Annotated in this window: 22 protein-coding genes; 5 read left to right on the top strand and 17 right to left on the bottom strand. The window is 61.8% G+C overall.

The window, feature by feature from the left end:
- Window positions 1-149 precede the first annotated feature (149 nt).
- The 3 genes from IE061_RS07070 to IE061_RS07080 are packed head-to-tail and all read left to right on the top strand — an operon-like array spanning window position 150 to window position 4,292.
- Entirely contained in the window at window positions 150-1,346 is a 1,197-nt protein-coding gene (locus tag IE061_RS07070) for a CaiB/BaiF CoA transferase family protein (protein WP_189463595.1), read from the top strand.
- Window positions 1,347-1,358: 12 nt separating this feature from the next.
- The gene (locus IE061_RS07075) at window positions 1,359-2,267 is read left to right on the top strand and encodes a hydroxymethylglutaryl-CoA lyase (protein WP_193461292.1); all 909 of its coding nucleotides are present in this window, start codon (window positions 1,359-1,361) and stop codon (window positions 2,265-2,267) included.
- A gap of 60 nt (window positions 2,268-2,327) precedes the next feature.
- Window positions 2,328-4,292 carry an aconitate hydratase gene (locus IE061_RS07080; RefSeq protein ID WP_229800813.1) on the top strand — a complete coding sequence of 655 codons (1,965 nt, stop codon included), beginning with the start codon at window positions 2,328-2,330 and terminating at the stop codon, window positions 4,290-4,292.
- Window positions 4,293-4,549: 257 nt separating this feature from the next.
- Here IE061_RS07080 and ureG read toward each other — a convergent pair whose 3' ends face one another.
- The 7 genes from ureG to IE061_RS07115 form a co-directional block, all read right to left on the bottom strand.
- The gene (gene ureG, locus IE061_RS07085) at window positions 4,550-5,182 is read right to left on the bottom strand and encodes an urease accessory protein UreG (protein ID WP_039178559.1); all 633 of its coding nucleotides are present in this window, start codon (window positions 5,180-5,182) and stop codon (window positions 4,550-4,552) included.
- Window positions 5,183-5,205: 23 nt separating this feature from the next.
- The gene (locus IE061_RS07090) at window positions 5,206-5,937 is read right to left on the bottom strand and encodes an urease accessory protein UreF (RefSeq protein WP_189463621.1); all 732 of its coding nucleotides are present in this window, start codon (window positions 5,935-5,937) and stop codon (window positions 5,206-5,208) included.
- The gene (gene ureE / locus IE061_RS07095) at window positions 5,927-6,502 is read right to left on the bottom strand and encodes an urease accessory protein UreE (RefSeq protein ID WP_193461293.1); all 576 of its coding nucleotides are present in this window, start codon (window positions 6,500-6,502) and stop codon (window positions 5,927-5,929) included. The genes IE061_RS07090 and ureE overlap by 11 nt, the downstream gene beginning before the upstream one ends.
- Window positions 6,503-6,766: 264 nt before the next feature.
- On the bottom strand, window positions 6,767-8,482 hold the full coding sequence (gene ureC / locus IE061_RS07100) for an urease subunit alpha (protein WP_193461294.1): 1,716 nt from the start codon (window positions 8,480-8,482) through the stop codon (window positions 6,767-6,769).
- 153 nt (window positions 8,483-8,635) lie between these two features.
- Window positions 8,636-8,959 carry an urease subunit beta gene (locus IE061_RS07105; RefSeq protein ID WP_016915358.1) on the bottom strand — a complete coding sequence of 108 codons (324 nt, stop codon included), beginning with the start codon at window positions 8,957-8,959 and terminating at the stop codon, window positions 8,636-8,638.
- A 23-nt stretch (window positions 8,960-8,982) separates the two neighbouring features.
- Entirely contained in the window at window positions 8,983-9,285 is a 303-nt protein-coding gene (gene ureA / locus IE061_RS07110; protein WP_016915359.1) for an urease subunit gamma, read from the bottom strand.
- A 33-nt stretch (window positions 9,286-9,318) separates the two neighbouring features.
- On the bottom strand, window positions 9,319-10,203 hold the full coding sequence (locus tag IE061_RS07115; RefSeq protein ID WP_193461295.1) for an urease accessory protein UreD: 885 nt from the start codon (window positions 10,201-10,203) through the stop codon (window positions 9,319-9,321).
- Window positions 10,204-10,347: 144 nt separating this feature from the next.
- Here IE061_RS07115 and IE061_RS18030 point away from each other — a divergent pair, with 144 nt between their 5' ends.
- Together IE061_RS18030 and IE061_RS18035 are read left to right on the top strand one after the other, a co-directional pair.
- Complete coding sequence (locus IE061_RS18030) at window positions 10,348-10,599, top strand: PepSY domain-containing protein (protein WP_230478401.1); 252 nt, start codon at window positions 10,348-10,350, stop codon at window positions 10,597-10,599.
- Between the two features lie 13 nt (window positions 10,600-10,612).
- Window positions 10,613-10,795: a PepSY domain-containing protein gene (locus IE061_RS18035; RefSeq protein ID WP_058579800.1), complete on the top strand. Its 183-nt coding sequence runs from the start codon at window positions 10,613-10,615 to the stop codon at window positions 10,793-10,795.
- Window positions 10,796-10,812: 17 nt separating this feature from the next.
- Here the strand turns inward: IE061_RS18035 and IE061_RS07125 are convergent, their stop codons facing one another.
- From IE061_RS07125 to IE061_RS07170, 10 genes are all read right to left on the bottom strand, one after another.
- The gene (locus tag IE061_RS07125; RefSeq protein ID WP_193461296.1) at window positions 10,813-11,358 is read right to left on the bottom strand and encodes a copper chaperone PCu(A)C; all 546 of its coding nucleotides are present in this window, start codon (window positions 11,356-11,358) and stop codon (window positions 10,813-10,815) included.
- A 48-nt stretch (window positions 11,359-11,406) separates the two neighbouring features.
- Window positions 11,407-12,780, bottom strand: coding sequence for a diguanylate cyclase (locus tag IE061_RS07130; protein ID WP_193461297.1), 1,374 nt, complete (start codon window positions 12,778-12,780; stop codon window positions 11,407-11,409).
- 174 nt (window positions 12,781-12,954) lie between these two features.
- Complete coding sequence (urtE, locus tag IE061_RS07135; protein ID WP_193461298.1) at window positions 12,955-13,662, bottom strand: urea ABC transporter ATP-binding subunit UrtE; 708 nt, start codon at window positions 13,660-13,662, stop codon at window positions 12,955-12,957.
- Complete coding sequence (urtD, locus tag IE061_RS07140; RefSeq protein WP_016915368.1) at window positions 13,662-14,498, bottom strand: urea ABC transporter ATP-binding protein UrtD; 837 nt, start codon at window positions 14,496-14,498, stop codon at window positions 13,662-13,664. Before urtD ends, urtE begins: the two co-directional genes overlap by 1 nt.
- Window positions 14,495-15,637, bottom strand: coding sequence for an urea ABC transporter permease subunit UrtC (gene urtC / locus IE061_RS07145; RefSeq protein WP_016915369.1), 1,143 nt, complete (start codon window positions 15,635-15,637; stop codon window positions 14,495-14,497). Before urtC ends, urtD begins: the two co-directional genes overlap by 4 nt.
- A 6-nt stretch (window positions 15,638-15,643) precedes the next feature.
- Window positions 15,644-17,251, bottom strand: a complete 1,608-nt coding sequence (gene urtB, locus IE061_RS07150; protein ID WP_081193398.1) for an urea ABC transporter permease subunit UrtB — start codon at window positions 17,249-17,251, stop codon at window positions 15,644-15,646.
- A gap of 80 nt (window positions 17,252-17,331) precedes the next feature.
- A complete protein-coding gene (gene urtA, locus IE061_RS07155) occupies window positions 17,332-18,684 on the bottom strand; it encodes an urea ABC transporter substrate-binding protein (RefSeq protein WP_081135922.1) in 1,353 nt (450 codons plus the stop codon).
- A gap of 342 nt (window positions 18,685-19,026) precedes the next feature.
- The gene (locus IE061_RS07160) at window positions 19,027-20,526 is read right to left on the bottom strand and encodes a tripartite tricarboxylate transporter permease (RefSeq protein ID WP_100731461.1); all 1,500 of its coding nucleotides are present in this window, start codon (window positions 20,524-20,526) and stop codon (window positions 19,027-19,029) included.
- 49 nt (window positions 20,527-20,575) lie between these two features.
- A complete protein-coding gene (locus IE061_RS07165) occupies window positions 20,576-21,058 on the bottom strand; it encodes a tripartite tricarboxylate transporter TctB family protein (protein WP_016915373.1) in 483 nt (160 codons plus the stop codon).
- Between the two features lie 91 nt (window positions 21,059-21,149).
- Window positions 21,150-22,145 (bottom strand): Bug family tripartite tricarboxylate transporter substrate binding protein, encoded by a 996-nt coding sequence (locus IE061_RS07170; protein ID WP_081135916.1) that lies wholly within the window; start codon window positions 22,143-22,145, stop codon window positions 21,150-21,152.
- Window positions 22,146-22,205: the final 60 nt, after the last annotated feature.

The raw sequence follows: 22,205 nt of genomic DNA on the forward strand, positions 1-22,205 counted from the left end.
TCGCCTCAGGGTTCGCCAGTGACGAACACCCGTTTCCTGATTGCCTAATTGTGATGCTCGGCAGGCTCGCAGATGCTTGATGAACAACAACACGCCGCGTCTGCATCCAGACCCGCCTGCCAGATCAAGCGTTATCAGGAGCCTTCATTATGACAACGCGACAGCTTCCTCTCGATGGACTTAAAGTCGTAGAGCTTGGCCAGCTCATCGCCGGTCCGTTTGCCACCAAGCTGCTGGGGGAGTTCGGAGCAGATGTGATCAAGATCGAGCCTCCCGGCACCGGCGACCCCCTTCGCAAATGGCGTATTCTCGAAGAGGGCACCTCGCTGTGGTGGCACGTCCAGAGCCGTACCAAGCGTTCGGTGACGCTGGACCTGCGCAGTGAACAGGGCCAAGAGGTGGTGCGCCGCCTGGCCGCCGAAGCCGATGTGATCGTCGAGAATTTTCGCCCCGGCACGCTGGAAAGCTGGGGGCTGGGCTACGACACGCTGGCCGCCCAGAACCCGGGCTTGATCATGGTGCGGGTTTCCGGTTTTGGCCAGACCGGCCCCTACCGCAACAAGCCAGGCTTTGGGGTGATTGGCGAAGCCATGGGCGGGCTGCGCTACTTGACCGGCCACCCCGGCGAGCCTTCGGTGCGGGTGGGGGTCAGCATCGGCGACTCGCTCTCGGCGCTCTACGCGGTGATCGGCACCCTGCTGGCCCTGCAGGAGCGTCAGCGCAGCGGCCTAGGGCAAGAGATCGATGTGGCCCTGTACGAATCCGTGTTTGCCATGATGGAGAGCCTGCTGCCGGAGTTCGATGCCACCGGCCAGGTACGTGAACCCAGCGGCAGCGCGCTGCCCGGCATTACGCCATCCAACGCCTACCGCACCTGCGAAGGCGAATACGTGCTGATTGCCGGTAATGGCGACAGCATCTTCAAGCGCTTGATGGGCGTGATTGGCCGTGAGGATCTCGCCAACCACCCCGCCATGGCCCACAACGATGGCCGCAGCCAGCACGCCAGCGAGATCGATGCAGCCATCGAAGCCTGGACCCAGACCCGCCGCCGCGACGACATTCTCAGCGCCCTGGACGACGCCCGCGTACCGGCTGGCTTCCCCTATACCGCTGCCGATATCGCCAACGACCCCCACTACCTTGCCCGGGAGATGATCCAGAGCGTCACCCGCGCCGATGGCCGCGCGCTCAAGGTGCCGGGCGTGCTGCCCAAGCTGAGCGCCACCCCCGGCAGGCTGGGGCAAGGCGGGCCGACGCTGGGCGCCCACACCGATGACGTACTGGAAGAGCTGGGCATCGATGCCGCCACCCGCGACAAGCTGCGCCAAGCGGGCATCATCTAACCGGAGACCCCCATGACTACCCTGCAAATCAACGAAGTGGCCCCCCGCGATGGCTTTCAGAGCGAAGAGCGCTTTATCCCCACCGAACAGAAAGTCGCGCTGATCGACGCTCTCACCGCCACCGGCATTGCACGCATCGAGGCCACCTCCTTCGTCTCGCCCAAGGCCATTCCCAACCTGCGCGACGCCGCCGACGTGGTGAATGCCATTCAGCGCCGCGACGGCGTGGAGGTCACCGTGCTGGTGCCCAACGTCAAGGGAGCCGAGCGGGCGCTGGCCTGCGGCGTGGATGAAATCAACCTGGTGATGTCGGCCAGTGACGCCCATGGCCGCGCCAACCTGCGCATGACGCCAGAGGCATCGCTCGAACAGTTCGCCTCGATCATTCAGCTGGCACAGGGGAGCGGCGTGTTCATCAACGCCTCGCTCTCCACCACCTTTGGCTGCCCCTTCGAAGGCAAGGTGCCCGACGCCCGCGTGCTCAGCCTGATCGAACAGCAGCTGGCGCTAGGCGTGGAAGGCATCACGCTGTGCGATACCACCGGCGTGGCCAACCCCGCCCAGGTCGGCGCGCTATGCCGCCAGGTGCTGGAGCGTTTTCCCGGCGTGCCGTTCACGCTGCATTTCCACAATACACGAGGTATGGGGCTGGCCAACGCTCTGGCGGCTTGGCAAGCGGGCATCTTGCGGTTCGATGCCTCGCTGGGTGGTCTGGGCGGCTGCCCGTTTGCCCCCGGCGCCACGGGTAATGTCTGCACCGAAGACCTGGTGCACATGTTCGAGCAGATGGGCGTCGCCACCGGCGTCAACCTGCCTGCGCTACTGGATATTTCCGCCACCTTGCCAGCGCTGATCGGCCACGACACGCCCGGTCAGGTGGTGAAAGCCGGCAGCGCGGACCGCTGCTACGCCCTGCCCTGAACACGCTTTCTCCCTGCATCCTCTGTGCCATCGATAACAACGACAACCTGGTGAATGACCATGACCGCATCCTCCCCTGTTCCGCCGTCAAACCTTGCCCAACAGTTGCTTCAACGTCACTTGGTCAGCGGCGAGCTGACCCCTGGCAGTGAAATCGCCCTGCGCATCAACCAGGCCCTGCTGCAAGACGTACTGGGCACGCTGGTGATGCTGGAGCTGGAAGCCATGGGGCTCGACCGTGTACACACCGAGCCCAGCGTGCAGTACATCGACCACGGCCTCGTCCAGGCCGACAACCTGAACGCCGAAACCTACCTGTTTCTGAAAAGTGCCTGCGAACGCTTTGGCGTGTGGTATTCAGGCCCCGGTAACGGCATCAGCCATCCGGTGCACATGGAAAACTTCGGTGTGCCCGGCGAGTCCATCGTCGGTTGCGACAGCCACACCACGGCGGCGGGTGCCCTCGGCATGCTGGCGATTGGTGCGGGCGGCATCGAAGTGGCCATGGCCATGGCAGGCGAGCCGCTGTACATCACCATGCCGAAGATTTGGGGCATCAAGCTGGAAGGCCAGCTGCCCGACTGGGTCTCGGCGAAGGACATCGTACTGGAGCTGCTGCGCCGCCACGGCGTGGCGGGCGGCAAGAACACCATCATCGAGTATTACGGGCCAGGGCTTGCCCACCTTTCCGCCATGGACCGCCATGTGCTGGCCAACATGGGCACCGAGATGGGAGCCACGGCCACGGTGTTCCCCAGCGATGACGAGACCCGGCGCTTTTTGGCCTCCCGAGGCCGAGAAGCCGACTGGACCCCGCTGGCTGCCGAGCCCGGCTGCCACTACGACCTGCACGAGACGCTCGACCTCAGCCAGCTGGAACCCATGATTGCGCTGCCCTCCAGCCCGGATAACGTCGTCACCGTACGTGAGGCGGCGGGCCAGCCGCTGCATCAGGCGTACATCGGCTCGTCGGGCAACCCCGGCTTTCGCGATTTTGCCGTGGTGGCCGAGATCGTGCGCGGCAAGCAGGTGGCCGACGGCGTTTCGCTGGATATCAACCCCTCTTCCCGCCAGGTGCTGACCTCGCTCATCGAGCAGGGCTACCTGGCCGACCTGGTCGCCAGCGGCGCTCGGCTGCACCAGGCGGGCTGTAATGGCTGTATCGGGATGGGGCAAGCACCCGCCGTGGGGCTCAACAGCCTGCGTACCGTGCCGCGCAATTTTCCCGGGCGCTCCGGCACGCGGGAAGACAGCGTGTTTTTGTGCAGCCCGGAAACCGCCGCCGCCTCGGCGGTGGCCGGGGTGATCACCGACCCACGCACCCTCGACATGCCCTACCCCCGCCCCCAGGAGCCCGCCCGAATCGAGGTGAACCGCGCCCTGTTCAACGCGCCGCTACCCCCCCACGAAGCAAAGCTGAAAGCGCTGCAGAAGACCGACAACACCCCGGCGCTGCCAGAGCTCGCCCCATTGCCGGACCGCCTGGAAGTGCCGGTGCTCCTGGTCACCGGCGACAATATCTCCACCGATGACATCATGCCTGCCGGGCAGCGGGTGCTGCCCTACTGGAGCAGCGTGTATGCCTCGGCCCCCTTCACCTTCGAGGCAGTCGACCCGCACTATGCCGAGCGCGCAGAAAGCACTCGCACCCAGGGTGGGCACGCGATTATCGGAGGAACGAATTACGGGCAGGGCTCCAGCCGCGAGAATGCCGCACTGGTGCCGCGCTATTTGGGGCTACAGGTGGTGGTCGCGAAGAGTTTTGCGCGGATTCACTGGCAAAACCTGATCTGCTTTGGTGCCCTGCCCCTCACCTTTACCCGCGAGGAAGACAGCGCCCGGCTAACCCAGGGCGACTGCCTGGTGATCGAGGGGCTCTACGCGCAGCTGGAACGCGGGGACACGCTGACCGCGCATATCCCCGGCAAGGGCGAGCTGACGCTGCATCATGGGCTCAGCCCCCGCCAGCGGGAGCTGATAGCGCAAGGTGGCGTGATCAACCACCTGCGCCAGCGTCATCGTTGATGGCATCGCCATTTACAGGAACTGAGGCTCTTGACGGAGGTTCAATGTGTCATCTTTAGCCACTTTTCGGCGCTTTTTTACTTTGCGAACAAATAATTAACGGCCGATTGGCGACTTCATAACCTAGGTTAAGGTTATCAGGGACTTATCAGTCCACTGTGTCCAAGTGGTGGCCAGGGACGGCCCGTTTTGGCACGACGCTGACCACACTCTTCCGCTGCCCTGACCGCTTACCGCCTGGTCAGGGCAGCTTTTTATCAGGCGCTTGCTGCCGCTGGGCGCCGCTCTTCCAGCATGCCTTTGTCGAGAATGAAGCGAATGATCTCTTCGAGGCCAACGCCATCGTAGAGGTTGGTGAACACGAACGGGCGTTCGCCGCGCATTTTCTTCGAATCTCGCTCCATCACTTCCAGCGACGCGTGTACCTGCTCGGCGATATCGATCTTGTTGATGATCAGCAGGTCCGACTTGGTGATGCCCGGGCCACCCTTGCGTGGAATCTTGTCGCCTGCGGAGACGTCGATCACGTACAGGGTGAGATCGGAAAGCTCGGGGCTGAAGGTGGCGGAGAGGTTGTCGCCACCGGACTCTACCAGCACCAGTTCCAGGCTGGGGTGGCGGGCGTGCAGCTCGTCAATGGCCGCCAGGTTCATCGAGGCATCTTCCCGAATCGCCGTGTGCGGGCAGCCGCCGGTTTCCACCCCCAGAATGCGGTCGGCGGGCAGCGCTTCGTGGCGCAGCAGGAAATCGGCGTCTTCGCGGGTGTAGATGTCGTTGGTGACCACGGCAATATCATAATGATCGCGCAGCGCCGAACAGAGCTGCTTGAGCAGCGCGGTTTTGCCGGAACCTACCGGGCCACCCACGCCAACGCGTAAACAGTGAGTCATTGTCTTCTCCTGAATGATGCCAGTTAACTTCTAAATAAACGGGAGTATTGGGTTTCATGCAGGGCGCTGGCCAGTGCCACGCCGGGCAGCACGGGGCCCAGCGCATCGTCGTCCAGGTGCTTCGCCCGGTCGACGGCCACGACCAGTTCGCTGCGTAGCCGCTCGATGATACGTTGTGCCGCAGTATGCCCCAGCGGCAGTGCCTTGCAGGCTACGGCCAGCTGGTTTTCCAGCCAGGTCCAGGCAAACCCCAGCTGCGCCTGGTGAACGGGAATTCCCCGTTGATAAGCTGCCCAGCTGAACATCGTGACGTAACCCGCCTGCGGTGGCAAAAGCGGCGTCAGTGAGTCTTCACTTTTCAGCAGTTCATCGTTTGGTAACAGGTCCAGGCTGCCCAGCAGCCGTGTGAGCGATGCGCCCAGGCGGCTATCCTCTGCGGCCAGTTCGGCGGTTTCACGGGTAGCGGCCAGCCAGTGGTCCCACTCGGCAACCGTGCCGCCTTGCTGGGCGGCAAAGGCACCGTATAGCCGGTCGATCACCGGCAGTTCACAGCGGGTCAGGCCATCTTCCAGTACCCCGGACAGCCACTCGCTCAGGCTCTCTTCATCGCGGACCCAGCCCAGCTCGAAGGCGCTTTCCAGCCCTTGGGAAAAGGCGAAGGCGCCGATGGGCAGCGCCGGGCTCACCAGTTGCAGCAAGCCCAGCAGCGCCAGGTCTGGCGAGGTGTCTGGCGAGGTGTTTGGCTTAGTGGGCATGGCTGTGTCCATGTCCATGTCCATGTCCGTGGTCGTGGTCGTGGTCGTGGTCGTGGTCGTGGTCGTGAGCATGGGAATGCCCGTGGCCATGGCTATGACCATGGCCGTGCGAATGCCCACCCCCCACCTGGTTATAGGCGCCCGGCTCGGGGTCGAAGGTGGCGTTGTGGTGCTCGAGCGTCGCGCCCAGCAGCTCGGCCAGCTCTTCGAGAACGTGGTCGGGTGGGAAACGCACCCAGCCGCCCTGCTGGTCTTCTCCCAGCGCCAGCTGCACATGGCGATTGCCGAGGTGGTACGCCAGCCGTGCCAGGGGTAAGCCAGTACTCACTCGCGCGGTCACCACGGGCTCGATGGCGGCACAAATGCGCACGATCTCACCATTTTCGGCTTTCAGGCCTTCACCATCGCGCAATACCGGGCCGCGATCCAGAAACAGGCCCAGCGGCTGGCCGCTGTCGCTTTCGGCTTTCAAGCGGCCACGAATGCGCAGCTCAAAGGGCAGTGTCAGCGTGTCGCTGGCGGTGCTTGAGTCTATCGGCCCTAAGCGTTCTATCAGTTTCAACATTACTACCGTCCCGTTGAAAGAGTTGTTCGTCATATTCTGTGTCTCACTCTCCAGCTTGAAGCCATGGAGCCAGCAACCTCTGTGGGAGGCCGCTTCAGCGGGCGAAGGGTACCGAAGGCACCCCGGCTTGTTAGGCCTGAATGGTCGCGAGCTAAAGCTACCTCCCACTGTGCCACTCTCAGGCTGGCAGAAGTGGACTCATATCGATGAACGAACGTTCGAAAAAGCTCCCTAGCGTCTATCGCTATGGGCAGTGCATTCCAATCAAAACAAGTGATACCGCTGCGCCAGCGGTAGCTCGGTCGCGGGTTCGCAGGTGAGCAGTTCGCCGTCGCAGCGCACTTCGTAGGTTTGCGGGTCGACGGTGAGCTCTGGGCAGGCGTCGTTGAGCTTCATATCCTTTTTACGCACGCCGCGCACGTTCTTGCAGGCGGAAAGCGTGCTTTGTAAGCCAAGGCGCTCTTTGATGCCTGCGTCAATCGCCGCTTGGCTGACAAAGTTGAGCCGGGTCTGGCTGGCGGCGCGGCCAAAGGTGCCGAACATGGGGCGGTAGTGCACCGGCTGGGGCGTGGGGATGGAGGCGTTGGGGTCGCCCATGGGCGCTCCGGCAATCATGCCGCCTTTTAGGATCAGCGCGGGTTTGACGCCAAAGAAAGCAGGCTTCCACAGTACCAAATCGGCCAGCTTGCCCACTTCAATGGAGCCAACTTCATGGGCGATGCCGTGGGTAATGGCGGGGTTGATGGTGTATTTGGCGATATAGCGCTTGGCGCGTAGGTTGTCGGCCCCCAACGCTTCATCTTCCGGCAACAGGCCGCGCTGCATTTTCATTTTGTGCGCCGTTTGCCAGGTGCGGCAGACCACTTCACCCACCCGGCCCATGGCCTGGGAGTCGGAGGCAATCATCGAGATCACGCCCAGGTCGTGCAAAATATCCTCGGCGGCGATGGTTTCGCGGCGAATGCGTGAATCGGCAAAGGCGACGTCTTCGGGAATATTGGGGTCCAGGTGGTGGCACACCATGAGCATGTCGAGATGCTCGTCGATGGTGTTCACCGTGTAGGGCCGCGTGGGGTTGGTGGAGGACGGCAACACGTACTCCTTGGAGCAGGCAGTGAGAATGTCCGGGGCGTGGCCGCCGCCTGCACCTTCGGTGTGGTAGGTGTGGATGCCGCGCTCTTTGAAGGCCGCCAAGGTGTCTTCCACGAAGCCGGATTCGTTGAGCGTATCGGTGTGAATGGCGATCTGCACATCGTACTTTTCCGCCACGCTTAAGCAGGTATCAATCGAGGCGGGGGTGGTGCCCCAGTCTTCATGCAGCTTGAGACCCATCGCGCCCGCTTCCAGCTGTGCTTCGAGCCCTTCCGGCAGGCTGGCGTTGCCTTTGCCGAGCAGACCGATGTTCATGGGCAGGTCGTCCACCGCTTGAAGCATCTTGCCAATGTGCCACTCGCCGGGGGTGCAGGTGGTGGCGTTGGAGCCCGTGGCGGGGCCGGTGCCGCCGCCCAGCATGGTGGTGACACCGCTCATCAGCGCTTCTTCCACCTGCTGGGGGCAGATGAAGTGGATATGCGCGTCGATGCCGCCTGCGGTGAGGATTTTGCCTTCGCCCGCAATCACTTCGGTGCCGGGGCCAATGACGATCTCGACATCGGGCTGGGTGTCGGGGTTGCCTGCCTTGCCAATGGCGGCGATGCGACCATTTTGCAGCCCCACATCGGCTTTGACGATGCCCCACCAGTCGAGAATCAGCGCGTTAGTGATCACGGTGTCCATCACCGAGGCATCCTGGCGCTGGCTTTGGCCCATGCCATCGCGGATCACCTTGCCGCCGCCGAACTTCACTTCTTCACCGTAGTGGGTGGCGTCTTTTTCGACTTGAATCCATAGCTCGGTGTCGCCCAAGCGCACGCGGTCGCCTACCGTGGGGCCGTACATATCGGCGTAGGCGCGCCGACTGATTTTGTTTACCGATTTCATGTGTTGCCTCTCCTAGAAGATGAAGCTTGGCACTGGAGAGGCCATCACTCATGGGACACGCTGTGAATACGTCCCTGTACGCTTGGCTGCGGCATCCATGCCGCAGACAGTCCCATGAGCGATGGCCTGCCGGTGCCTAATCGCCTGACGCCATTAGCTTTTCAGAGGACGATCCAGCGGCCCCATCACATCACCACGGAAGCCGTAGATTTCCCGCTTGCCGACAAACGGAATCAGCGTGACTGCGCGGGTTTGGCCGGGTTCGAAGCGGATGGCGGTGCCTGCGGCGACGTCCAGCCGGTAGCCACGGGTTTTATCGCGGTCAAACACCAGCGCGGGGTTGGCTTCGGCAAAGTGGTAGTGGGAGCCTAGCTGAATGGGGCGGTCGCCGGTGTTGGCCACCTCGACGGTGATTCGTTCTCGACCCGCGCACAGCTCGATATCACCCTCTTGTAACTGATACTGTCCTGGAATCATGGCGCTCTCCTAGCGGTGGACGGTTAGTTGATAGGGGTGTGGACGGTGACCAACTTGGTGCCATCGGGGAAGGTGGCTTCCACCTGTACTTCATCGACCATCTCCGCCACGCCTTCCATCACGTCGTCTCGGGTGAGGATTTCGCGGCCGTAGCTCATTAAATCCGCCACGCTGCGGCCATCTCGCGCGCCTTCCATAATCTCAAAGCTGATCAGCGCTACCGCTTCGGGGTAGTTCAGTTTTAAACCACGCGCTTTGCGGCGCTCGGCAAGCTGGGCGGCGGTAAACAGCATCAGCTTGTCTTTGTCTCGTGGGGTCAGTTCCATGGAGTGTCTCCAGCGTTATCAGCGTGTTGCCAATCAGGTTAGCCAAATGCGCGGCGTATGCGCTTCGCGTTCGATCCAGCGCGGGCGTAGTAGCTGCCAGGCGTGTTCACACAGGGCCCAGGCTTCGTTTCGGGATGCACCTAAATAGCGCATCAGCAGTACGCCATGGCGCTCCGTCACTGCCCAGCGGGGGTTATCCGGCAGCGCCTCGCGCAGTACTTCGATGGCCGCCGGGGCATCATCGAGCCCCACGGCCCACAGCGTGGCCTGCACCGTCGCGCCGCCCTGCCCCCAGCGGCCCACGAAGCGCGGGTGTGCGGGGTCCAGTGGCTGGCGCTCCAGCCATAGCGGCTTGCCGTCCAGAGTCAGGCGGAAGTGCTGCTCGATCTGCCCGGAAACATAGGGTAAATCGCTGGCCGGGCGGCCAAGCGCCATCACTTCCCAGCCCAGGCAGCGGGCACTGCCCTGCAGCGCGATATGAGTGTGCTGGCTGCCTTTAGAGCCGTTAAACGCGATGGTTTCCTGGGGCAGCCACTCTAAGGTGCCGCCCTCTTCTACCGTCAGCTCGGTGTGCTGTGTCCAGGCCACGCCTTGGCTGTCGGCTTTGTAGAGCTTATTGGCAGCAGGGGTGGTGAGCAGCGCATGGGCTTCGCGCTCGATATGAGCACGGATGGTCAGCGCATCACCGCTCACCAGCCCGCCGGGCGGGTGCAACACGTAAACGTGGCACGCTTCCTGGCTGCCTTCCGGGTAGAAGGGGCGCTGCACCCGTAGCGGCCCTTGGTGGCGCGCCTGCATTAATCGGGTCACGCCATCGCGGTTGGCAAAGCGCAGGGCCAGCGAGGCGGCCCAGCGGCGCTCGGCGTCAAAGCGGTGGCCGGAACCAGCAGCGGGTAGGGCGAGTTCGCTCAATATCATGGGCGCTGTCGCTTCCTTGTGGATAAATCATTGCCTTATAAATGCAAAGAATGCGCCAAAATGGTGAAAAGCGCTTTTTTACCGTCATAAAGACCTTTTTTTGAGCCTCAACCCTCTTGCTCAGCCCTGCAGTGCACCAAATATGTGCATATAGCCATCACATTGCACCTAACCGGCGAACGGCTGGCGGTGTACGTCAATCCCTATACGGCTGAGGTGCTTGGTTATCTGGATGGCCGGGGAACGGTGATGAGGACCGTTCGCTACCTGCATAGCTTCAAGTTTTTCGGGCAAACCCCGCGCAAGCTGATTGAGATTGCCGCGGGCTGGTCGATTTTGTTAGTGCCACCGGCATTTATCTCTGGTGGCCGTGAAACGGCAGGGGCGGCGTGGTGAGCCGCTGCTCGATATGAGCTACGCCGACTATGGCCCGCTAGGCCGCTGGCTGGAATTTGGGATTAACGTTCACTTGGGGCAGGAGTTTGGGCTTATCAATCAGCTCTTCCTGCTGGCGGTATGCATCGCCATCATCGTGATGTGCGTGGCCGCAGGCGTGATGTGGTGGAAGCGTCGCCCCGCTCGCCAAGGCTAACAGGGCGGTAGGCCGACTTAGTGCGTCGCGTGCCCATGATCATGGGCACCTTTAGGGTGACTACCTTCATGGTGGCTCCCTTCCGGAGAGGCACCCACTGGTAGCACCTGAAGCTCGATCTTCATCGGCTCGGCGTGCTGGAACTCCAGCGTCACAGGGACGGGCGCACCCTCCACGATGGGTGAGCCCAGTTCCATCAACATCAAGTGTAAACCGCCCGGCGCTAGCGTCACGCTCTCGCCCGCCGGTAGCTCGATGCCACCGGGCAGGGGTACCATGCGCATTACATCGCCGTCCATCTCCATAATATGGATCTCGACACGCTCGGTGATCGGGCTGGTCGCCCCCAGCAGCATGTCATCGCCATCGCCGTGATTGGTGAGAGTGACAAAGCCACCGCCCGCCCCGGCCCCCGGCGGCGTTGCACGGGTCCAGGGTTGCGCCACTTCAATAGAGGAGTGGCCCTCCATGGCATCCGAATGGTCGCTGCCATGATGAGCCGCCATCAGCGGCGTGCTCATGAACAGCAGTGCGGTTAACAGCATAAAACGGCGCATCAACATAGTGTTCTCCGTGGGTAACATCGCCAAAACCTAGCGCTTACCGCGATATTACTCAGTGGCAGCGGCAACCACCACCCGGTCACGCCCGCTGCGCTTCGCTTGGTACAGCGCTTGGTCGGCGCGCTGCATCGAGCGTTGGTAGTCTGGGTGGCCATCATGAAGCGTAACCCCGACGCTCACCGTGACGTTCAGTAGCGTATCGGCAGCGGCTAACATCGGCTCTTTGGCCACCGCGTGGCGCAGCCGTTCGGCAAACAGTCGACTGCCGTCTTGATCCGTATCCACCAGCACAATCAGAAACTCTTCACCGCCCATGCGAAACACGTAGTCGCCGCCTCGGGTCGAGCGGTCAAGGATACTGGCTACCTGCCGCAGTACGTTATCGCCAGCATCATGACCATGGGTATCATTAATTGATTTGAAGTGATCAACATCCACCATGAGCAGCGCAAAACACTTTTCCGAGTGGCGCGCGATCTCTATTTCACGGTTCAGCACCACCGAGAGGAACTTGCGATTGAGCAGACGCGTCAGGCTATCGCGGCCTGCTTCGAGCCCCGAGGCGCGATCCAGAACGTCATCCAACAGCATCAAGATCGTGCGAGCCGCATCGCGAATGCTGCTCAACGCAGTCAGGCGACGCTGGCTGTCTGAGTCGCCTAGCTGGGCGAGCCACTCCTCGTCCACGCGACGAACATGCTGTGAAATAGTGGTAATTTCCGGCGCGCCCTCAAAGGCGTGACACGCCTTGTGGTGATACCAAAGCCCAAACTCGGAGCTGGCTAATCGGGGTAAAGCCGTCGTTGCCTGCTGCGCAGCCACGGCAAACATGAGCGCGTTCTCCCAATCGAGCAGTGCCGAGCGCTGCCGCTCGCGCTCATCGCCGATGCTCTGGGTCAAAGAGAACAGCTTATAGGCTTCTTCCATACGGGTATTACGATTATTCGCCACTGAATAGGCATGGCTCATTATTTCCATGGCCATATCAATATGATCAGACACATACACCGCTGCATCACCGGAAGAGAGTTCAGCGCTAAAGGTGCTGTTAATGTGCTCATAAAGCGTCTGCTTTAACTGCCGTGCGCCATTAAGTACCAAGTTCACCGGGATATCGATACGCGCATGCACCTGGCCGACTTTTTCCTGCTGCTCGACCAGGGACTCAAAATCGGCGTGCTCGACGGCAAACATAGCACTGAGCCAGCGCTGCATGGAGGGGTGAAGCCGGTTTTTCACCTGCTCATTGGAGAGAAACAGCGACGCGTGGGGGTCTTCCAGCATCACTTGATAGAAATGATCGGCAAAGATATCGCGGCGGGATTCCACCAGTGTCTCCACCGCCTGGCGTAGCGCCAAAGGCGTGCGCTCCAGGAGTGACTGCCACTCGGCAGCGAGCTGATGTTTGTCTTTATAGCGCATATCCCACCCGATGGTTATTTTGAAACCCGCCATGTTACACATAAAACGCAGCGCCAAAACCTACTCAGCGCAGGGTTTTAAGCAAAAAGCCCCCTCTTTTCTACATGAAACGAGAGGGCTATTAGAGTGTGCTCTGTCAACAGGCAAAGAAAGGTTAAAGTGGTTGTGGATAACTCAAACCGTCAAATGCTGTTTAATCAGCTCGTTGGAGAGTTCGCTGATAGCGCCTTTGGCCACCGGGCGGCCGCGGTCCATGAGCACGAAGCGGTCGGCGTATTTGCGGGCGAAGGGTAGCTTCTGCTCGACCAGCAGCACCGTCAGGCCGTCCTCTTTGATGAGTTGGCGAATCACCTGACCAATCTGGGCGACGATATTGGGCTGAATGCCCTCGCCGGGCTCGTCCAGAATCAGCAGTTTCGGTTCGATGACCAGCGCGCGGCCAATGGCGAGCTGCTGCTGTTGCCCACCGGACAAATCGCCGCCACGGCGGTGTTTCATCTCCTTGAGCACCGGAAACAGCTCGTAGATGCGCTCGGGAATTTTTTTCAGCCCGTCGCCTCGGGCGGCAAGCCCTGTGCGCAGGTTCTCCTCCACCGTCAGCAGCGGGAAAATCTGCCGCCCCTGGGGCACGAAACCGATACCCAGGCGCGAGCGCGCCTCCACGGCTTTTTTGGTGAGTTCGATCTCGCCATCATTGCCCTGGTAGCGCAGCTGGCCGCTCTTCACCGCCACTTCCCCCATGATGGCTTTCATCAGGGTGGTTTTACCCACCCCGTTGCGGCCCATCACGCAGGTGCACTGCCCGGTGGGCACCTCCAGGTCCAGATCCCACAGGGTGTGGCTTTCGCCGTAAAACTGGTTCAACTTGTCGACGGTCAGCATCAGGCCATCTCCTCCTCGTCCGCGCCCAGGTACACTTCGACCACTTTCGGGTCATTGGAGACCTGATCCATGCTGCCTTCGGCCAGCACGCTGCCCTGGTGCAGCACGGTCACCTTGCGCGCAATCGAGCGTACAAAGCCCATGTCGTGCTCCACCACCACCACCGACTGTTTGCCAGCCAGCCCCGTAAGCAGCTCGGCAGTGCGCTCCATCTCCTGTTCGGTCATCCCGGCCACCGGCTCGTCCACCAGCAGCAGGCGCGGGCGCTGCATCAGCAGCATTCCGATCTCCAGCCACTGCTTCTGGCCGTGGGAGAGAATCCCGGCGGGCTGGAAGCGCAGCGCGGTCAGGCCGATGGTGTCCAGCACGTCGTCGATGCGGTCGCTGATCTCGCTGGTCATGCGGGCGGTCAGCGTGGGAAAGATGCGCTTGTCGGCGGCCATGGCCAGCTCCAGATTGTCGAACACGCTGAGCGCTTCGAACACCGTGGGCTTCTGGAACTTGCGGCCAATGCCGAGGCTGGCGATTTCCGGCTCGTTCATTTGCAGCAGGTTATGGCGGCTGCCGAACCAGACGCTGCCCTGGTTGGGGCGGGTCTTGCCGGTGATGATGTCCATCATGGTGGTTTTACCGGCCCCGTTGGGGCCGATGATGCAGCGCAACTCGCCGTCGTCGATGGTCAGGTTGAGGTTATTGATGGCCTTGAAGCCATCGAAGCTCACCGTCACGTCTTCCATGTACAGAATCGGGCCGTGGCGAACGTCCACCGGCGAGGCTTCCCCCGCCATGAAGTCGAACACTCGGTCGCGTGCTTTCAGCGATTGTATCAGGCTCATGCTGCAGCCTCCGTAGGCGGTTGTTCGGCTTTGCGACGGCGCTTCACGTGGCTCAAAAGGCCCGCGACGCCCTTGGGCAGGAAGACCGTGACCAGTACGAACAGCGCGCCCAGGGCAAACAGCCAGGCATCCGGCATGACCCCGGTAAACACGGTTTTGGCGTAGTTGACCAGAATCGCCCCAATGACGGCACCGTACAGCGTGGCCCGCCCACCCAGTGCTACCCAAAGCACGATTTCGATGGAGAACAGCGGCGAGAATTCGCTGGGGTTGATGATGCCTACCTGAGGCACATAAAGCGCCCCCGCCAGGCCCGCCAGCATGGCCGAGACCACGAACACGAACAGCTGGAAGCGTTCGACCCGGTAGCCGATGAAACGCGTACGCGCTTCGGCATCGCGGGTGGCCACGCACACACGGCCCAGCTTGCTGGTGACAATGGCGCGGCACAGGATGTAGCCCAGCGCCAGCGCCACCCCAGTGGCAATGAACAGCCCCAGCCGCGTGTCGTTGCTGCGCAGGTTGAAGCCCAGCAGCTCACGGAAATCGGTGAGGCCATTGTTGCCGCCGAAGCCCATCTCGTTGCGGAAGAAAGCCAGCATCAGGGCAAACGTCAGCGCCTGGGTGATGATCGACAGATACACCCCGGTCACCCGCGAGCGGAACGCCAGGAAGCCGAACACCAGCGCCAGCAGGCCAGGGGCCAGCAGCACCATGGCAAAGGCGAACCAGGCCATATCGAAGCCCAGCCAGTACCAGGGCAGGCTGTCCCAGTTCAGAAACACCATGAAGTCGGGCAGAACCGGGTGGCCGTAGGTGCCACGGTCGCCAATCTGGCGCATCAGGTACATGCCCATGGCGTAGCCGCCAATGGCGAAGAACGCCCCGTGGCCCAGGCTCAGAATGCCCAGATAGCCCCACACCAGGTCCACCGCCACGGCCAGCAGCGCATAGCTCAGGTACTTGCCGAACAGGTTCACGGTGTAGGCGTTGACATGCAGCGGATGCCCTTGCGGCACTGCCACGTGCAGTACGGTGACCAGCACCAGGGCGGCCAGCAGCACGCCGAGAAAGAGCTGGGTGGCCCGTTCGCCGAACGGGCGTAGCAGCCAGAACCGTTGAGAAGATGATGTCATCATGATGGGTTAGCCCTCCGCAGCCCGGCCCTTCTGCGGGAAGAGTCCACGCGGGCGTTTTTGAATGAACAGGATGATGAACACCAGCACGATGATCTTGGCCAGCACGGCACCCGCCCAAGGCTCCAGCACCTGGTTGATGATACCCAGTGAAAGCCCCGCCACCAGCGTGCCCCACAGGTTACCCACGCCACCGAACACCACCACCATGAACGAGTCGATGATGTAGTTCTGGCCAAGGTTGGGGCCGACGTTGGTGAGCTGCGACAGCGCCACACCGGCCAGCCCCGCTACGCCGGAACCCAGCGCGAAGGTCATGATGTCCACCCGAGTGGCCCGGATGCCCATGGAGCGTGCCATGGCGCGGTTCTGGGTCACGGCGCGCACTTCGAGCCCCAGCCGCGTGCGGCGCATGATCAGCATCAGTCCGGCGAACACCACCAGCGCAAAGCCGAGCACGAACATGCGGTTGAGGGTCAGCGAGAGCGCATCGTTGATCACCAGCGAGCCGCTCATCCACTCGGGCGTCACCACGGTGCGGTTGAGCGGAGAGATCACCGTGCGCACCAGCTGCTGCAGAATCAGGCTGATACCGAACGTGGCCAGCAGCGTTTCCAGCGGGCGGCCCTTGAGGAACTGGATCACGCCCCGTTCGATGGCAATGCCCACCAGGGCGGCCACCATGAAGCCCGCCGGAATGGAAAGAATCAGCGCCAGCCCCGGCTGGCCCGGCAGCAGTTGCTGCATCATCCAGGTGGTATAGGCGCCCAGCATCATCAGCTCGCCGTGGGCCATGTTGATCACGCCCATGACGCCAAAGGTGATGGCCAGGCCGATGGCCGCCAGCACCAGTACCGACCCCAGGCTCAGGCCAAAGTAGAGCGTTTCGAGGCCACGATTGAGCTTGAGGTTTTGCTCGATGCTGAGGAGCGCTTCTCTGGCCGCGTCGGCGACCACCGGGTCATCGCCATTGGCCGCGCGATTGAGCGCCACACGGGCACGCGGATGCAGGCTGCCACGCAGCGCTTCCACGCCTTCCATCTGGCCCGCTTCGGTTTGATAAATGGCCAGTGCCTGCGCTAACCGGCGCTGCACCTGGCTATCCTCTTCTTCGGCAATCAGCGCTTCCAGAGGCTCGGCCAGCGTCTCGTCCACTTCGCCCAGCAGGCGCTCGGCGGAGGTACGGCGGCGTTCCACGTTGGGGGAGTAGAGGTCGACCACGGCGATGGCGCTGCGCAGCTGGTTGCGCAGGGCGTTGTTGATGCCGATACGGTTGAGGTCGCGGCGGGACATCTCGCCCAGCGGCTCGTCGGTCAAGGCATCGGCCACGGGCCAGTCACGCCCGGTGTTGTTCAACACCACGACGAAGCGACCCTCGCTGGTGCGCTGCAGGCGGCCATCGAGCAAGGCTTGCAGCCAATCCCGGGCGCGTTCGTCGTCGCTTTGCACAATGGCGTTGATGGCCTCGCCTTTGGCGCGGAAGTTCTCCACGTCCAGCGCTTCCAGCAGCGCCAGTGCCGCGTCGTCATCAGAAGGTGTGGTGGGGGTTTGTGCCTGCGACAACGTCGCCATGCTGAGCAGCAGCAGACACAACACCCCAGAAAGGAAACGCCTCATGGGGTTCTTCCTTTGGTGATCATCAATGGGGAGAGATAGCGTGCTCCCTTGCCGCGAAGGCTCGCGGCAAGGGAGGGGGGTTACTCGGCGAGTGCCGCTTCGGCTTCTTCTGCTGCGGTGCTGCCACCGCACGAGCCGTTGGCGACGTTGAAGTTGCCGCAGCGCATCGGTGCACGCCAGTCAGCAATCAGGTCGCGAGAACCCGGCAGGTAATCCGACCAGGCATCGCCTGCCACGGTGGACGGCGTTTGCCAGACGATGTCGAACTGGCCGTTGTCCTGCACTTCACCGATCAATACCGGCTTGGTGATGTGGTGGTTGGGCATCATGGCGGCATAGCCACCGGAAAGGTTAGGCACGGTCACGCCGATGATGGCATCTTTCACCGCGTCGACATCGGTGGTACCCGCCTTGCGCACCGCTTCGGCCCACATGTTGAAGCCGATGTAGTGGGCTTCCATGGGGTCGTTGGTGACCGCTTCTTCATCGCCCGTCCAGTCGATCCAGGCGTCGATGAAGTCGTAGTTGGCGTCGGTGTCCACGCTCATGAAGTAGTTCCAGGCGGCCAAGTGGCCCACCAGCGGCCCGGTATCGATACCGGACAGCTCCTGCTCACCCACCGAGAAGGCGATGACGGGAATATCCGCGGCATCGATCCCCTGGTTGGCCAGCTCACGGTAGAACGGCACGTTGGCATCGCCGTTGATGGTGGAGACCACCGCCGTGGGCTTGCCCTCTTCACCGAAGCGACGGATTTCAGAGACGATGTTCTGCCAGTCCGAATGGCCGAACGGGGTGTAGTTGACCATGATGTCTTCTTCGGCCACCCCGTGCTCATCCTTCAGGAAGGCTTCCAGAATCCGGTTGGTGGTGCGCGGATAGACGTAGTCGGTGCCGATCAGCGCGAAACGCTCGATCCCGACTTCGTTGATCAGATACTCCACCGCAGGAATGGCCTGCTGGTTGGGTGCCGCGCCGGTGTAGAAGACGTTCTCGGAAGACTCTTCCCCTTCGTACTGTACCGGGTAGAACAGCAGGCCGTTCAGCTCTTCGAACACCGGCAGAACCGCCTTGCGGGATACCGAGGTCCAGTTACCGAACACCACATCTACCTCATGCTGAGCCAGCAGCTCGCGGGCACGCTCGGCGAATAGCGGCCAGTTGGAAGCGGGGTCGACCACCACGGCTTCCAACTGACGCCCCAACAGACCACCGGCTTCGTTCTGCTGGTCGATGAGCATTTCGACGGTGTCTTTCAGGGTCGATTCGCTGATTGCCATGGTGCCAGAGAGGGAGTGCAGAATACCCACCTTGATTGGGTCGTTGTCCTGGGCAACGGCCTGGGCGCTGGCGCCCATGATGGCGGCGGCCAAGGCGGCCGTGGCAAAACGGCCAAGGGTACGAGGGTGTGTCTTGCGTTGCGATGTGGTCACTTGAACCTCCTTGCACCCCTTGGAAGGGGCTTGTTATAGGCGCGTAGAGCGGGCATTCGCCCGCCGTGGGCTAATCCACCTTTCACACTGCAAGGGGTGCGCCAGATTGAATCAAAGCCTATTAAGACAATGACAATCAGACAGTTAGCGATACTCAAAAAAACCCGCATTGCGCCAGACGCACTAATTCAGGGCAAGCCGAGAGGCACCATGCACAGTTGTCATGCACCAGCAAAGCGCCTTGCACCAAAGAGGGGTGCATGCACACAAAAAAGCGCCCGGGGTTCCCCCCGGGCGCTGACAACGCCAAAACTCACTCCATCACCACCACCCAACAATCGCTTATTTGGCGGCCATGGCCTTCTGCTTGCGGCGCTTTTTCAGCAGCGGCATGCCCAGCGACAGAGCCGCAATGATCAGCAGTGACAGTGAAATAGGCTTGTCGATGAAGATGGACCAGTCACCTCCGGAAATCTGCAGTGCGCGACGCATGGACTCTTCCATCAGGCTGCCCAGGATCAGCGCCAGAATCAGCGGCGCCGTGGGGAAGCCGAACAGCCGCAAGCCCAGGCCGATCAGGCCGAAGCCCAGCAGCAGCAGCAGGTCGAAGACGCTGAAGCTCATGCCGTAAACACCGATCATGCAGAAGATCAGGATCATCGAGAGCAGCAGCGGACGTGGCATATCGAGAATTTTGGCGATCAGCGGAATCAGCGGCAGGTTGAGTACCAGCAGGAAAATATTACCAATGTACATACTGGCAATGACCCCCCAGAACACGTCCGGGCGCTGCTCCAGCATCATGGGGCCAGGCGTCACGCCCATGACCAGCAGCGCACCCAGCAGCACCGCCGTGGTGCCCGAGCCAGGCACTCCCAGGGTCAGCAGCGGTACGAACGAGCCGGTACAGGCAGCGTTGTTGGCCGCTTCGGGAGCTGCCACGCCCTTGATGTTGCCCTTGCCGAAGGTGTCACCATCCTTGGCCAGGCGTTTTTCCATGCTGTAGCCCAGGAAAGAACCAATGGTGGCACCGGCCCCCGGCAGTACGCCGGTGAAGAAGCCCAGCACCGAGCTGCGGCTGATGGGGCCTGCAATTTGCTTCATTTCACTACCGCTCAGCTTGAGCGAGCCAATGGCATTGCGCGGCGCTTCCTTGCCACCGCCCCCACGCAGCAGCATGTAGAACACTTCCGCCAGGGCGAAGATACCCAGCGCCACGACCAGGAAGTCGATGCCGTCGAGCAGTTGAATCGAGCCAAAGGTGTAGCGCTCGGTGCCGGTTTGCATGTCGATGCCGACGATCGAGATCATGACGCCGATCACCGCCGCAATCAGACCCTTCACCAGCGACTTGTCCGACAGCGAGACGACCGCCGTCAGGCCCAGCACCATGAGCGCGAAATATTCGGGAGGCCCAAAGCTGACCGCCACTTTGGAAAGCAGCGGCGCCACCAGCATCAAGAAGACGATGGAGACGGTGCCGCCAATGAACGACGCGTAGGCGGCAATGGCCAGCGCCTTGCCCGCCAACCCCTGCTTGGCCATGGGGTAGCCATCGAAAGAGGTGGCGACCGTGCCCGCCACCCCCGGCGCATTGAGCAGAATAGAAGAAGTCGAGCCACCGAAAATGGCCCCGTAATACACACCCGCCATCAGAATCAGGCCTGATGCAGGCTCCATTGAGAAGGTGATCGGAATCATCAGCGCCAGGGCACTGATCGGGCCGAGGCCCGGCAACATACCGATGATGGTACCAGCAAACACACCGGCAAAGACGTAAGCGATGTTGATGGGCTCGAGCGCGATGCCAAAGCCGTACATCAAGTTGTTCAAGGCATCCATGGGCGTATCTCTCTTAAAAAACTACGGCAGGTGCGTGGGCACGGCGTATTCAGAACGGCAGGAGGCCAGTGGGCAGATACACATCCATGACGCGCGTCATGGTGATATACAGCGCCAGCACTACCCCCAGCGAAGCCGCCAGGTTGATGCCATGACGACGATACCCGTAATAGGCCGTCAGCCCGGTGCACAGCAGCGTCGACGCCAGTACGAACCCCAGCGGCACCAGCAGGAAGGCATAGGCGGCGATGGCCACGGCGGTGACCACCACACGCGCCCAGGGCGTCAACAGCAGCGGACCGTTGGTGGCCTCTTCGTCGATCTCGTCAGCGCCTGCCAGCGGTACCGGTTTTTCAAAGAAGAGCAGCCCTGCTAGCAATAACAAGGTAATTCCCAGCACTTTTGGAAACAGGTCTGAATCCACCGGGCGCGGCAGGGGAAAGGTTGGAATTTGCCAGGCCATTGCTAGATAGGCGGCAGCTAGAAGCGCCAGCACGAGGGCCAGCCACTGATTAGTGTTCAATCGAGTCATGGGGAGTCTCTCCGAAGGCGCAGGTTGCGCTTACGGTCACAGGCAGTGACCCCGGGCCTGGCTGGCCCGGGGCAGCACGGTGAAGCGGGGGTTATTGAGCCAGCAAGCCCAGGTCGCTCAGGACGCTGCTGAACTGTTCTTTCTGCTCATCCAGGAACGCGCCAAACGCTTCGCTATCCTGGTAGGCATCGATCCAGCCCAACTGGTCGCGAGCCTGCTGCCAGCCATCGGTTTCGAGCATTTCGGCAAACAGGTCTTCGTAGTAGGCCACGGCTTCGGCAGGCATGTCAGGGGTGCCCATCACGCCACGCCAGATATCGAAGGTGTAGTCCACACCCTGTTCCTGGTACGTGGGCACGTCGGCCAGAGCACCGCCCAGGCGCTCAGGGGCAGATACGCCCAGCGCACGCAGTTGGCTGCCTTCGCCCAGCTGGCCCACGGACTCACCCGCGCCAGTAATGACCGCCTCGATATGGCCACCCATCAGGTTGGTCATGGCATCGCCACCCCCCGAGAAGGGGATGTAGTTCACCGAGGAAGCATCGAGACCCGCCGCAGAGGCCAGGCCAGCCACCGAGATGTGGTCCATCGAGCCTGGCGCACTGCCGCCACCCACGCTCAGACGCGGGTTCTCTTTCATCGCGTCGAACAGATCGGTGATGGTCTGATATTCGGAATCCGCCGCTACCAGAATGATGGAGTAGTCGGTGATCAGGCGCGCCACGGGGGTGAAATCCGTGTGGTCGTAGCGCGAAGCACCTGCCAGCGGCACCAGGATGATGGGCGGACTGGTGGCGAACAGCTTGTGCGGGTTACCGCTGTCACGGGCGATTTGCGCCCATGCCACGGCACCGCCGCCGCCAGGCACGTTGATGGCCGCAAAGTTACGGTCTGCCAGCTGCTCTTCCTGCAACACGCGGGAAACGGTACGCACCAGCGTATCCCAGCCACCGCCCGGGTTGGCAGGCGCGACGAATTCGATGGAACGGCTTGGGGTCCACTCCTGGGCCTGTACGCCAGTGGTCATGGCGAGGGCTGCCAGAGGCAGAGCAAATACAGCGGCGCGCTTGAAGGAAAGCGAGGTCATGGGCGTTCTCCACAGTCAATTATGTTGTTATGCGCGGTGATCGACACGCGGCAATTGTGG

It is taken from the genome of Vreelandella hamiltonii, from assembly GCF_014651795.1.
Classification (GTDB): Bacteria; Pseudomonadota; Gammaproteobacteria; order Pseudomonadales; family Halomonadaceae; genus Vreelandella; species Vreelandella hamiltonii.